Raw genomic sequence first — 13,852 nt, forward strand, 5'->3', positions numbered from 1 at the left:
GAATGTGAGCTGAAGGGACTTTACAGAAAATTCTTAATTTTGATTATTTTAATGTATTGCATTACACATTGTAAACATTAATTCAAACAGCAAAACTTTTTCTAGGGAAAATCAAAAATATGAAGATTTAATAAAAGCAACAATAAATAATAAAATATGGGTGTTGAAAATGGGCTTTTTAGACAAGATTAAAAATACATTTAATTCTAGTAATAACTTTAGATATCTTGATAATTTAATTCATAGTGGCGTTAAAGAAATTATCTTGGATTCAGATATAAGTTTAGAAGATAATGAAAAAACAGAATACTTGGATGGGATTGAATTAGATGTTGATGATTTAATTATTGATGGAAATGGCCATAGAATTGATGCCCGTATAAAAACACGAATATTCCATTGTAGCGGAAATAATGTCACAATAAAAAATATTACATTGACAAATGGAATTACACATGAAAATGGTGGAGCAATATATAATGAAAGTAAGGAATTATATATCTTCAATTCGGCACTAGTTGAAAACATTGCAAATAAGTATGGTGGAGCAATATGCAATGAGGGAACTATAAGAATACAGAATTTGTCATTTAAAAAGAATCATGCAGGTTCATCAAATGATATCCAAAATAATAATCAATTAATTATTAAAAGGACTCTTTCATCAGATAGAAGAAAATCAATAACAAATGATAATCATTGCTTTATAGAATCCAGAAAGTTTTTGGAAAATATTGAAAGTTTTGGTAAAATATTTGATATAGAATCATTAGAAGATAATCAAAGAGATTTTTCTTATCTAAATAATCTAATTCACAGTGGGACTAATGAAATAAAACTTGAAAATGATATTAGGTTAAATATTGAAAATAATGAAGATTGTTTATATAAGTATGGGATAAATATCAATCAGGACAACTTAATTATCGATGGAAATGGTCACACAATCGATGCTCAAAAATTAGGAAGAATATTTCATTCTACAGGAAAAAATATCACCTTAAAGAATATTAAATTTATAAATGGATTTTTGGATGGAGATGGTGGAGCATTAGGAAATAGTGGTGAATTAACCATAATAGGATGTACATTTTACGCTAACACAGTAAAATCCCTTACTCCTAGAACAATATCTCCAGCAAATGGCGGAGCAATATCCAATTCGGGGAAAATAATAATAATCGATTCAACATTTAATAAATACACCGCAGACATTGGTGGAGCAGCAGTAAATAATAGGGATGGTGTGTTGAATATCTCAAAATCTAAATTTTTTGATAACACTGCAAAGGAATCTGCTGGAGCAATAAATAATGGGATTAATGCTGAGTTAAATATTAATCAATCCCAAATTTTTAAAAACAGCGCAAGTCTTGATGGGGGAGCTGTAAAAAACGGTTTCGGCAAGCTGTCAATAACAGAATCAAAAATGTATGACAATATTGCTCACAAAGCCGGAGCAATATTCAATAATTTTGGAGTGTTAGTTGTAACGGAATCCAGGCTTTTTAATAACTCTGCAGATTATGGGGGTGCAATAGTTAACTATAGATCTGAGTTAACCATTGCCGAATCAGGAATCTGTGGAAATACTGCACTTAATTCTGGAACAATAATCAATGATGAAGGGAATTTTAAAATTATTAGCTGTGAAATTATGCAGAATGAATCTCCAGATAACATTATTCTCAATAAAGATTTCTTGCAGATTAATGATAGTTCTTTTAAGGCCAACCAATCCAATCAGATTATATTAAATGATGGCGACGAATCCGATTTAAGCATATTTCATGGAAATTTCATAAAAAATCAGAGCAAAGAATCTGTAATCGATAACAATGGAAAATCTTTAACTGTTGAAAAAACACTTTTTGATAATAATGATTCTTATAATATAATCAATAAAAACGAATTAACATTAATAAATCCAAAAATAAAAGAAGAATCAAAAACAATATTAAATAATGGTTATATCTTCATGAAACATTCAATTCAAACAAAAGTGAAAACTTGATTTTAAAAATCAACAAGGCTTTTGAAAGAGCCATCCGGAATCATTTCAAAAGATTTTTATATTATCATGAATAAACATGACAAATAGTATTATTATATATATGAAAAGGTGAAATTAATGAATAAAAATATAATAATTGCAATATTGGTTGTTATTATCATAGCCGCTGGTGCTTTTTTACTGTTCGGCCAGCAGTTTGGTAAGACAAATACACAAGTGGATATTACAAATAATGAGACTTTCCAAATGGGAGAGCAGGTGAAATTTCAACTAAAGGATGCTCAAGGCAATGCGCTTTCAGGCAAAACCGTAAACTTGACTTTCAATAATCAAAAGTATACAGTAACTACTGATCAAAATGGTAAAGGATATCTGACTATTTTCGGCATCGCTTCCGGAAAATATGATCTTGAAGTTGCTTTTGCCGGTGATGACAAATATAATGGATGTGACGCCAAGGCTACCATAACTGTTGATGCTGGTTCTAGTGCGGACAATCCCGCTCAACAAACTAGTTATACTGCAACTGTAAGTACTGGTAATGATGGTGGAAATTCTGGTGGAAATTCTGGTGGAAATTCATCTGTTGATGATTGGATATGGCTTGATGGATTAGGCGTAGCTGTTAATTCAAATGGTATTATTGTCTACAGTAGTTCGGACATCGGTGTAGGTCTGACCGTGGATGAATATATAAAGCTCATTAATGATCTGAATAGAGGAAATTCAACTAACAATACTGCTCAGGGCTAGTCATCCATTAGTAACGGGATTGACCTGTTAGAAAATAAATAAGGTAATGTTGCATGTAATGGCAAACATTACCATCTTTTTTATTTGTATCTGTTTTTTTGTTTTTGTGTAATCGTGTCTGTGTGCAAGGTGCACTTCAAAATTTTTATTATTTTTTCAAAATATATTCATGTTTTGAATATTATATATTTTAACATTCGATTTAAATATTCGCTAGTTGAGGATTAACATATTTTTTTGGGTGATGGTTAATTCTTTAAAATTCATCAAATTACTTATTTTTCGATTTAAACAGTTTTAATTAATAAAAAATTTATGGGGATTGATGATTACAATTTTATGAAAAATTTTTCTTAATTTGTTTTGAGAATTCGGGTAATTATTCAAAAATTTGACCAGGCACCATTTGTAAATAAAATTTTAAAGATATACTAAACTCAAAAGTGAATTATTGTAAAACCTAAAATCCTGAAAAAAGAGTAAGTTTGTGTTTTTTATATTTCATACCTGAATGAGTATGTGTTCATAAATAAATGGTACTAAAATCATTATTCATATTCCTAGTTTTGAATATTAAAGGAAAAGTTTCGCTTTAAACTACAACAGAAAAAATGGATGGATGAGAAGACTAAAATCCCAACTAACAAAAGGACATGCCCCTACTATATATTGGATTAGTTTCAAATATAATCAATGAAATAAGCAGATTTGTTGATTTTATATGATTATGGGAATCTTGACTGCAATAATAATGGCTTTATGGATATTGCCAGCATATCTTAAAGCACCTAAAGACTATAGGCTTGATAAAAAATTTATAATTAAAACCATACTCATGGGGCTTGTAGTAGGATTTATAGGCGCATTTATTCTTCAAATAATACTAGGTTCCATATTTATCAATGTACTTAATATTCCTCAGGATGGCCTACTATATGAATTTTTAAAGGCATTTATCATGTTTGGTTTAATAGAGGAATTGATGAAATTTTCCGCAGGATCCTTTTCTTTGAAAAAATCGCAATTCCAATCAAAATTTGATTATATGTTTATTTTTGCTTTGGCGGCATTCGGATTCACTCTTCTTGAAACCACAATAGCTTCATCCGGAGGACTGGCAGGCATATTCAGAGCATTCTTCCCATTCCATATCATGTGGCAGATTTTCATGGGAGTGCATCTCTACGAATACAAAGTTGCTAAATTGAATAATGACTCAAAAACAATGAAAAAGGAATTGGCACTAGCTTTTGCAGTACCAATATTAATGCATGGCTGTTGTGACTTTTCAACAACACTGATTGGAAATGCTGCCAATTTACTTCAATCATCAATGGGCACAATTGATCTTATAGGCCTGATGCTCCCGTTAATCTATATGATTGCCCTGATAATTTTCACAGTTATAACAGAAATTAGGTTTTATAGATATTGCAAAAGCTTATAATGCTGTTGATTTATTTTAGTTTTGAATATTTATTTCAAAAACATTCAATTCAAATCTTTTTATATGATAATGAATAAACTATAAAGTGATGTTATAATAACTTAACTTTATATAAGGTGAAATTATGAATAAGAATATAATTATAGCAGTATTGATTATCATAATCATTGCCGTCGGTGCCTTCCTAATCTTTGGCCACTCAAACGACAAGGCAGAGACACAAATCAATTTCTTAAACAACAAGACAGTACAGAATGGAGAGCAGGTGAAATTCGAACTTAAAGATGCAAGTGGCAATCCCATTGCAGGAGAAATCGTGAACATTACCTACAACAATAATGAAAAGTATTCCGTAGTCACCGACAGTAGCGGCAGGGGCTATCTGACAATTAATGGTGAAGATGCTGGAAACTATGATGTCATAGTCGACTACAGTGGAAACGACAAATACAAGGCATGCACAGCCAAATTGACCATAACCGTTACAGGTGATACTACTGACAATACAGCTTCACAGGCTTCCGGCAATTCAGTTGCAAACACCAACACCTACAACCGCGGTGGAAGTTCTTCAGGCTATGCGGATGCAAATGGCGGTCAGGGTCTTGGATCCCATCCATTTGAAAACGAAACTCCTATCAATGAAGTTCCAATCAATCAGAGCGGATGAATAAGATGGTGCAAACCATCTCTTTTTTTTATTTTAAATTATGGAGAAAGCCGAGAAATTTATCCGAAAGGATACGGTTCACAGTCAAACACCATTTAATAATTTAGATGTTTCATAAAGCCCATATATTGAAATTTCATAGTTCAAAATTGAAGCTTACTGCTGTAAATTTCATTCCGCTATCTCTGATTTTTTTAGATTTTATGTCAACATCTCCGTATTTCTTTAAGAAAGAATTAATCTCTCTGGAAATGGAGTCATATTTTCTTCTGTCATAAACCCTGTAATTTCCCATGAATTTAACTGTTTCCTTTGTATTTAGGACATTTACTTTATCCAACCTGAATGATTCACCATTTTTATCTAAAACAGAGTTTATTTTGTCCACTATCTCTTTTTTGATTTTTTCTTTTTCTTCACTGCTAATCATTACATCATCTTCTGAGTATTCTTATAATTCTTGCTGATGCTTTTGGCATCCAGCAATATTCTTCGTGCATAAACTTCAAGTTTATTCAGTTATTTAAATTGTTTATATTTATTCTTTAAAAAATTTTGTGAGGACATCCTTTCAATCCTAATTTTGTGGTTGGTTTTCATCAATATCTTTGATTTGACAGTATGCTGATGGTTATTTTTGTCAATTTTGGAGACATGAAATTTTTAGCCAAAAAATGCCCCACATTTCCTCACATTGCAAGTAAATTCATTAGATTTTTTCAAACTTCCAATAATGTTATTAAGTATTTCTAAATGTTTAAGTTAGATGTCCTGCAGTGCAGGGCATTCATGTTAAAGCATTATTTCGAGCTTTTTTTCAGCAGTTCGCGGACGTTTAATCCGACAAGTCTTTTTGTAGCGATATATAAAAACGGTGACAAAAAGAATGTTGAAATGGAGAACAGCAATTCAATCAGACTGAATCCGTTAGTGAATCCGATAATCACTGAAATTGCAAATGCCTGTGAGATGATAACCGCAGTTATAACTCTTATAAAAGATTTAATGTCAAATATCTGTATTAAATCAATTATTTCAAACAAATTAAATGCCTTTAAAAATTGTCCTTTATGCAGGTAGCGGTTTAATAATCCTGCGATTAAACACAGATATGTCAATGCAAATAGGATGATGTAAATTAATGCGATTATGATGTTGCCGTTTAAGTTATGTTTTGCCTGATGAAGAAAGAATGTTAGTCCTATGGAATAGATAAATGTAATGACGGATTTTTTGAAGCCTTCCCAAATCATCTTTTTTAAATTGTTGATTTTTGGATGTTTGTCTGAACCTTTAAGGGTATACCATGAGACATATGATCCATATCCCATAACAATAAGCAGAGTTACGGTGAACAGTTTCCAAAAGGAGTTAAGAAAACCGTCTTTGTTGATAAAGGATGTAATGGCCAACAGGGCACTGATTATTATGATTCCCTTTTTGTCGCTTAGGGCATACTTTACCGCATCGCAGATGTTGTCGAAAAATAATCTCATAAGAACTGCTCCAACTAGAAACTATGTTTTTCAAACAATAAAAACATTATTTGTGTTTTGAAAATTTCTTTTGGGGATGATGCTTTGGCGGTAGTGAACATGGAATAATAATATGCTAAAAAACATTCGTTTCAAATTAAAATATTGGTGATTAAAGTGTTACATGATGTAACACTTATACTGCAATCGGTGTTAAATTGTTGATGTTGTTGAAATCCTCCAAATTCTTTTTGAGTACATTTAACTCATTAGGACTTTTAGGAGTCCAACTATCAATGATATATTTGTTGCCATCCTTTTCGACAATCTCAAGAATTCCGTAATGTTTTTCATAATTCTTGTTGAAGAATTTTGTATTCTTATATTGGCTTATTGAAAAAACAGAATCATTTTTAAACCATTTGGAGTATAATTCATCAGTGTAATTGAATATCTGAATGTTGTGATTTTGCCCATCTACAAATGTGTCATTGCCTGAAGCAGTCAATCCTGATGGGGCTTTGAATATATCTGCCGGATTGGCTGCAGACACTACACCAATCACCAGAAGTATTGCGGTTGTTGCGATTAAGAGTTTTATTGTTTTTTTCATGATTTCACCCTGATTTTTCTAATGGATTACCATTGGATAATATGATATTTGTAATTTGTAATTTATAGAAGTTACTTTTTTTTTCAATGAATTTTTAAAAGTTTATCCATTTTTTAAGTTTTGAATATTTTTGCATTAAAAAATTCAGTTCAATCATCATCCATGAAGGGTAGTGGTCATGCATTAATTAAATTGGATGCTGATTGAAATCCAATAAAGAAAATCAGAGATTATTAATTTTCAAAAGCAAAATCAGTAATTTAACAATTGAAACATACTATTGGCTATTCGATGGTATGTTCCATTTCAGTTGGAAAAATTAATTTATATGCAGTTCCTTTTTCCTGTTTAATTAGACTGATATTTCCACCTAACTGTTTAGTCAGGCTTTTAATTATTTCGCAGCCTAAATTTTTGCTGATATTATCCAGATCATTTAAACCGACACCATTATCTTTTATGATTAGCTCGGCAGTATTATTTCCTAAACTTTTTATTGTTTTTGTTATTTTATTGTTTTTTGAGTTATCTGGAAATGCATGTTTAATGGCGTTCATGGTTATTTCATCGATTATTAGAAGTAAGGGGGTGATGACTTCAATCGTTAGGCTTAAGTTCTCATCCACGTGGGTTTCAAACTCAATATGGTTAGGTGAATCAATTACATTCATTGTCTGTCTGTCATGATCTTCTAGATATTCATTTAGATTAATATTTTTGAAATCCTTTGAGTTATAGGTCTTTTGATGCAGCAATGCCAGTGAGGTCAGGCGTGTCTGCATATGTTCAATTATCAAATCTGGATCGTTGGAATATGCTCTTTTTTCAAGATTTAAAAAACTATTTAAAATCTGCAAGTTATTTTTAACCCTGTGGTGGATTTCCTTGATTAAAATCAACCGCTGTTCATTGGATTTGATTAGCTGTTCATAATTTTCCTGCCCTTCAGTGATGTCTGTTAGAAAACCTATGCTGTGTGTGGAATTCCCATATTCAAAGCGTTCAATGTATAGCTCAACAACCTTTTTATTTTCCGGATTTCCATCGATATAATAAGTAAAACTTTCGTCAATTTTATTCAATTCACCGTCAATCAGATTGTTTATCCTTTGAATGGTGTCTTTTTCAGCAATATTCTTTAAAATATCTTTGGAATGATAATATCTCTTATAATCTTTTTCAAGTATGTCATAAAAACCTCTGGAGAAGTTAAATTGCTTGGGATTTAACGGTTCGATTAACAAGGCCAATTTTGTGCTGTTTTCAAAACCGTTCAGTAGAAAATCAACAGGTTTTGTTAGCTCATCATCAGAGTATTTTGTTATATCATTTATCAGTCCCTGGCGAATGATGACGCCGCTTTCATCAAAATAGGAATAAATATTAAGTTCTATAATTTTTAAAATGCCATCTTTAGTTCTGATGCGAATAATTTCCTCGCATTGTGTTGTTTTATTATTGGTACTCTCAAAAATTTTATTTACAATGTGCTGATCTTCGGGAATTGCCAAATCAAAAACTATATTGTAATAATCATCAGCTTCTTCTTTTGCACGATTTATAATGTTGAATACTCCTTGTGACCAGGTATATTTTCCATTAATGTTATAATAGCTGCCTGTTTGTGAAAAATTTTCCATTATGTCTGTTTTGTCTTCATCAAAATCCCTATATTCTGAATCAACGCGGCTGCTAATTTCCGTATCGATATTGTGGCTTGTTACAAATATTCGTTCATTGTCGAAAACTATTTTTGCATTGCTTAGTTTTGATAATTTATTTTTATTGTAGTATGCGAATCTTATTGTTTTCACATTGTTGTTTTTATAAACATCAATTAAATCATCATATAGTATTTCATAAAATAATGGGGATAGTTTGCTTAATAATCTGCCTTTTACATCATCGGAGGTACAATGATATTTGTTGAGAGTAAATTTGCCGATATGTTGTACAATGAAATCCTTGCCTTCCTCATAAGGAATCAGTGAATGAATTTCGACGGGGATGTTATTTATGAGTTCCTGTAGGGGAATATCCTCAATATCAAACTCCTTGGGTGCAGGTTTGTAAAAGTCTTTTTGGCTTGCATTAAAAATACGGATTTCATCAATGCCCTCTAAATATCTATATTCCTTTTCAACTCTCATTACAACACCCTACACAATATGTATAAATATATGTAGGTTATTATATTTAAATCCACTAATGATGAATAATGTTTAATAGACATTAAAAATAATTCATTTGTTTTGAATACCTGCCGAAAAGATTCACTGCAATCATCATCCAATGAAAGGTCGGGGGTATGTTTTAATTAAATGGGAGTCATTTCAATTCAAATAATGAAAATCAAACATTATTTTTAGCACCATTGGCCTATATTACAGCTAAAATAATAGCTGTTATTTAGGTTAAAAAATTATTGGAGAGTAATTGATGAATCATATTTTCAAATTTCAGCATCAATGCGCTTCAATAAACGGGCAGACTATCAATGGTCTTAACCAAATCTCTTGCCGTTTGCGCTTTCTTGTCTTGGCTATCTTTTTGAGGAGTCTCAAATAGGATCACATTATGGTTCTTCTTTTCGATTGGTATTGTTACCCATTTTGGTGAAGTGCCTGCCTTGATTGTAAATATCGGATAGCTTAAATTGTCACTTATCTTATTTGCATACTCCATTTCTACACTTGACTTATTGTCAATTACACCAACATACTTCTGTTCGTCCCAATAACTTTCCATTTCATGTGCATCAACGACAATATATGGGTTATATTTCTCAATGTCTGGAAGGACAAATTCATTGGCCAGCATTTCCCCCATATGTCTGTTGGTATCATAATCGCTGGTGTTCATTCCGCTATCTTTAAAATTGAGTTTAATGAAGTATACGATAAACTTCTTATCAAGGTCATTCGCTTTAGTGAAATTTATTATTGATTCGTTTGTGGCGTTATGGATGCCGCTTTCAAGGCTATGGACGCCCAATATTACTATTGCAGTATCATTAGATGAATTGTTACCGCAGGTTATCTTGTAAACGGTACCATTGGAGTTCTTTCCAAGTATTGTTGTATATTCATCTAAAATTTCGGTGGTTTGTTGGAATCCCTGTTGTTCTAAGGTTATTATTCCCGCAAAAACAATTAATAATATTACTATTGCAAATAAAAGTTTAATCGTCTTGTTCATTATATCAAATTATATGTTTATCGTCAAGACATATAAAAGTTTAAGTTAAAATTGAGCGCTCTGAAATTTTGGTTGAGGATTTGCAATGTCATCTTAATTCGGTCTGAAATACCATTCACTGTTTTTGCAAATCTAAAAATAAGGGAGAAAAGCATGATAAACAATCATGCTTTCATATTAAAAAGGTTAATGGGAAGTAAATTATTTATTTCTTCTAATTATGCTGTAACCGCCGATAACTGCAAACACTGCCAGTAATGCTAAGATAGGGTTACCTGTAGTTAACAGGGCATGGGTTGATGTTGCATTGGTTGTGTTGCCGGTTGTGTTGTGAAGATTTTCTCCAGCAGCGTGTACTGTTGCATTGCAGGTTGTGTTTCCGGTTGCATTGCATGTTGTGTTAGTTGCGTTCATCATTGCTTCTTCGTTGTGGGCATAATCAGGTGGAATGATTGTACCGTTGTGTCCATCCTGACTTCCGTCCAGGTAGTAATCTTCACCTGCGGCATGTTTTACTTCATCGTGACTGTTGTCCGGTGGAATAATTGCACCGTCATGTCCATCATGACTTTCATCTAGGTATTGATCATTGTTGTCGGCTGCACTAACTGCTGTGGCAGATAATACAACACAAAATATCATAAGTAATACTAATATGCTGTCTTTAAAATTCATTCTATCACCATTAATAAATTTTTAGTGTATGAAAAATTAATTTGAAATCAACTTTCACTAATTTCAAATTAACACTTCATAGCACAAGTAAATATATGAATAAGCTCACATATAAAGTTTTTCGAATGTAAGTACTCACTTACATCTTTAATAATAAAATAAATACTTAAAAAAAGCTATTTTAAGAAATAACCTATTTTAAAAAACTTTTATATGCTGTTAATTTTCCAAATTTTAAACGAAACATCTGCAGGAATATGCGGAATAATTACATGTCGCTTGCAAATCGTTTGTAACACTCGGTGGATAAGCGACGATGAGGATATTAAAGGGCTTCCTGAAGAAAACGCGGGGGGCATAATGGATGGACTGAAAAACCATTATAAAGAGAATCAATGAGTTAAAACAGATTGAAAATAATTAAAAATATGGAGAAATTAAAGCATGATGAAGATTCATGCTTTAATCGAAATGAATAAAAAGATTACCGGGAAAAAGGAAATAAGATTATTCCCTTTTGACTACCGCATAACAGCCGATAATGGCGGATACTGTTAATAATGCTAAGATTGGGTTACCGGTAGTTAACAAGGCATGGGTTGATGTTGCATTGGTTGTGTTACCAGTTGTGTTGTGAACATTTCCTGCAGTAACGTTGCCTGTTGCATTCCCAGTTGCATTGCCTGTTGCATTTCCAGTTCCATTGCCGGTAGTGTTTCCAATCATTTTACCGGTTTGGTTTTCTAGAGGTGACCCTGCACTATGTTCATGATTAGTTTGATTTTCTTGAGGTAATCCTGCTCCAGATTCAGGGCTTTGCTGATCGTCTAGAGCTAATTCTGTTCCATGTTCTAAACCTTGTTGAGTTCCACTAACATCGTTTATACCTTGGAAGTTACTTTCAACATAACCTCCATTATCTGCAGCACAAGCAATTCCTGCAGATCCAATTACACAAAATATTGCAAGTAAGACTAATAAATTTCTTTTGATGTCCATATTTTCACCTCTTTGAATTTTATCAATGTTTTATTATGAAATGTGCTGTGTTAATTTCAATTAACACCCCTTTGCACAATTAATTATATTGATAATGCCATATATAAAGTTTTTCGAATGTAAGTACCCACTTGCATCTTAAAAAGTATAATAAAGAAATATGAACCGTTTAAATGAAAAATCATAAATTATAAAACTCTTATTCGAAATTTAAAGTCTAAATTTTGGTTGTAATATCTTAAAAACAAAAATGGATTAAAAGATTTTTTACATCCATGGATTTATCATAATCATTTTTTGAAATTATTTTTTCAGCAGTAATCATTCTAAAAAGAGTTTAATCCGGAAATCTGGTTTATATAGTCTCCCCACGATTAAAAAAAAAATAAAATTAAAAATTAGCAACTTCTCATTGCTAATTAATAATATTCATCATCCTCTTCCTCAACAGGGGAGCGGTCTATTTTTTTAATGGAACGGATGATTCTGTTGATTTCGTCAACGCCCTCACCTTCAATGGCTGATATGAAAATGGATTTGTCCATATCATCTATGTATTGGTCAAGGTATTCTCTATCTTCTATCAAGTCCATCTTATTGAATAGATAATAAACTGGTATTTCAGAAAATATTTTTTCGATTTGCTTAAGCAGGTTGTATTGGTTTTCAAGATGGAATCCGCATGTTTCAGATGCGTCAAAAATAAATAGGATTGCATCAGCCAAATGCTCCAAAGCCACTATCGCATTCATTTCAATATCATTCATTTCTAAAACGGGCCTGTCCAATAATCCGGGAGTGTCAATGATTTGTATGCTTCTCCAGTGTATTTCAGTATGTCCAATTTGGATTCCTTTTGTTGTAAATGGATAGTTTGCAACTTGCGGATCGGCGCCGGTAATCTGTCTTAAAAGAGTTGATTTTCCAACGTTTGGAAAACCGGCAATAACTATTGTGGTCGCTTCAAAATCAATTGTTGGCATATTCCTGAGATTTTGTTTTGCAAAATCCAGGAAGTCCAAATCCTTTTTGATCTTATTTACAACTGATGATATTCTTCCGTAGGCTTGCTTTTGAATGGCTGTTGCCTTTTCAGATGGATTTTTCCTAATCTTTGCACCATATTCCTTTTCGAGTTGAGTTATAATTCCATAAGCCCAGTTAAGCGCACCAAGGGATTGTTTCAAATCGTCCACACCTACTGTAATGTCAATATAATCCTGATAGAATGGATGGAGTTCTTCAATTTCGGGGACTGCATCGATAATTGATTTTAATTTGTCTTTGATGACCTGGCAGGAAGTGACTACTCTTCTCTCTTCAATTCTTTTACCCTTCAAATGCTTCGGTATTTTTTGACTTCTAATTAGGTCGGCTTGTTTTTTACCCCTGCTGAATCCCTTGTCCAATAGTTCTTCGGGAGTGGGTATTGTTGGTATCATCATTATTATCACTCTAAATATCAGTTGCTTATATGCTTTCTCTCTCAACCTTTCTATACTATAGTTTAGATTTGGCAGGTTAATTAAATTTGTGGATAAGGTTGTGATATTTCAGTTGGTATATTATTTGTTTTATATAATGAGTATAATAGGACATAATTATAAATGCACTATAAACATTTATATATGTGTGTGGATATGTCCATATTCTTCACAAAATTTTAAAAATTCTTTATAATCTTTATTACTTTCTAATGTTTCTCTATTACCAATAACAATCAATTTTTTCTTTGCGCGGGTTAATGAAACATTCAATCTTCGCAAATCATTTAAGAAACCAATGTCTTTATTAACATTACTTCTTACCAGGGATATTATTATAATGTCTTTTTCCCCTCCTTGAAATCCATCTACTGATTTAACATCCACATTTGTTTTTTTGTTAATTAATCGAACTTGATTTTTATAGGGGGAGATTACTCCTATATCTTTTGTTTTGATACTATTATTAAGACAAATATTAATGATATCTAAAGCTATTTCGATTTCTAATTTATTTATGTATG

14 protein-coding genes are annotated in these 13,852 nt (G+C 31.9%); 5 read left to right on the forward strand and 9 right to left on the reverse strand.

Going from position 1 to position 13,852, the window contains the following annotated elements; genetic code table 11:
* Positions 1–169 precede the first annotated feature (169 nt).
* The 4 genes from ACKI4K_RS03265 (at position 170) to ACKI4K_RS03280 (ending at position 4,884) form a co-directional block, all read left to right on the forward strand.
* Positions 170–2,014 carry a pectate lyase-like adhesive domain-containing protein gene (locus ACKI4K_RS03265; RefSeq protein WP_407422245.1) on the forward strand — a complete coding sequence of 615 codons (1,845 nt, stop codon included), beginning with the start codon at positions 170–172 and terminating at the stop codon, positions 2,012–2,014.
* 117 nt (positions 2,015–2,131) lie between these two features.
* Entirely contained in the window at positions 2,132–2,767 is a 636-nt protein-coding gene (locus ACKI4K_RS03270) for a hypothetical protein (RefSeq protein ID WP_407422247.1), read from the forward strand.
* Between the two features lie 721 nt (positions 2,768–3,488).
* Complete coding sequence (locus ACKI4K_RS03275) at positions 3,489–4,214, forward strand: PrsW family glutamic-type intramembrane protease (protein ID WP_407422249.1); 726 nt, start codon at positions 3,489–3,491, stop codon at positions 4,212–4,214.
* A gap of 124 nt (positions 4,215–4,338) precedes the next feature.
* A complete protein-coding gene (locus tag ACKI4K_RS03280) occupies positions 4,339–4,884 on the forward strand; it encodes a carboxypeptidase-like regulatory domain-containing protein (RefSeq protein WP_407422251.1) in 546 nt (181 codons plus the stop codon).
* A gap of 136 nt (positions 4,885–5,020) precedes the next feature.
* Here the strand turns inward: ACKI4K_RS03280 and ACKI4K_RS03285 are convergent, their stop codons facing one another.
* The 6 genes from ACKI4K_RS03285 to ACKI4K_RS03310 all read right to left on the reverse strand — a co-directional run bounded on the left by ACKI4K_RS03285 (position 5,021) and on the right by ACKI4K_RS03310 (position 10,845).
* The gene (locus ACKI4K_RS03285; RefSeq protein WP_407422253.1) at positions 5,021–5,314 is read right to left on the reverse strand and encodes a hypothetical protein; all 294 of its coding nucleotides are present in this window, start codon (positions 5,312–5,314) and stop codon (positions 5,021–5,023) included.
* A gap of 370 nt (positions 5,315–5,684) precedes the next feature.
* Positions 5,685–6,380, reverse strand: a complete 696-nt coding sequence (locus ACKI4K_RS03290; RefSeq protein ID WP_407422255.1) for a DUF4013 domain-containing protein — start codon at positions 6,378–6,380, stop codon at positions 5,685–5,687.
* A 175-nt stretch (positions 6,381–6,555) separates the two neighbouring features.
* Entirely contained in the window at positions 6,556–6,972 is a 417-nt protein-coding gene (locus tag ACKI4K_RS03295) for a hypothetical protein (RefSeq protein WP_407422257.1), read from the reverse strand.
* A gap of 284 nt (positions 6,973–7,256) precedes the next feature.
* Entirely contained in the window at positions 7,257–9,122 is a 1,866-nt protein-coding gene (locus tag ACKI4K_RS03300) for a histidine kinase dimerization/phosphoacceptor domain -containing protein (protein ID WP_407422259.1), read from the reverse strand.
* A 325-nt stretch (positions 9,123–9,447) separates the two neighbouring features.
* On the reverse strand, positions 9,448–10,170 hold the full coding sequence (locus tag ACKI4K_RS03305; protein WP_407422261.1) for a hypothetical protein: 723 nt from the start codon (positions 10,168–10,170) through the stop codon (positions 9,448–9,450).
* A 201-nt stretch (positions 10,171–10,371) separates the two neighbouring features.
* Complete coding sequence (locus tag ACKI4K_RS03310; protein ID WP_407422263.1) at positions 10,372–10,845, reverse strand: hypothetical protein; 474 nt, start codon at positions 10,843–10,845, stop codon at positions 10,372–10,374.
* A gap of 213 nt (positions 10,846–11,058) precedes the next feature.
* On the opposite strand from ACKI4K_RS03310, the gene ACKI4K_RS03315 reads away from it, so the two are divergent.
* A complete protein-coding gene (locus tag ACKI4K_RS03315) occupies positions 11,059–11,244 on the forward strand; it encodes a hypothetical protein (protein WP_407422265.1) in 186 nt (61 codons plus the stop codon).
* Between the two features lie 108 nt (positions 11,245–11,352).
* Here ACKI4K_RS03315 and ACKI4K_RS03320 read toward each other — a convergent pair whose 3' ends face one another.
* The 3 genes from ACKI4K_RS03320 to ACKI4K_RS03330 form a co-directional block, all read right to left on the reverse strand.
* The gene (locus ACKI4K_RS03320) at positions 11,353–11,844 is read right to left on the reverse strand and encodes a hypothetical protein (protein WP_407422267.1); all 492 of its coding nucleotides are present in this window, start codon (positions 11,842–11,844) and stop codon (positions 11,353–11,355) included.
* Between the two features lie 419 nt (positions 11,845–12,263).
* Positions 12,264–13,289, reverse strand: coding sequence for an NOG1 family protein (locus ACKI4K_RS03325; protein ID WP_407422269.1), 1,026 nt, complete (start codon positions 13,287–13,289; stop codon positions 12,264–12,266).
* Positions 13,290–13,466: 177 nt separating this feature from the next.
* The coding region (locus ACKI4K_RS03330; RefSeq protein ID WP_407422270.1) for a C-terminal helicase domain-containing protein at positions 13,467–13,852 on the reverse strand (386 nt) is incomplete at its 5' end.

It is taken from the genome of Methanobrevibacter sp. (assembly GCF_045644645.1).
In the GTDB taxonomy this organism is placed as follows: Archaea; Methanobacteriota; Methanobacteria; order Methanobacteriales; family Methanobacteriaceae; genus Methanocatella.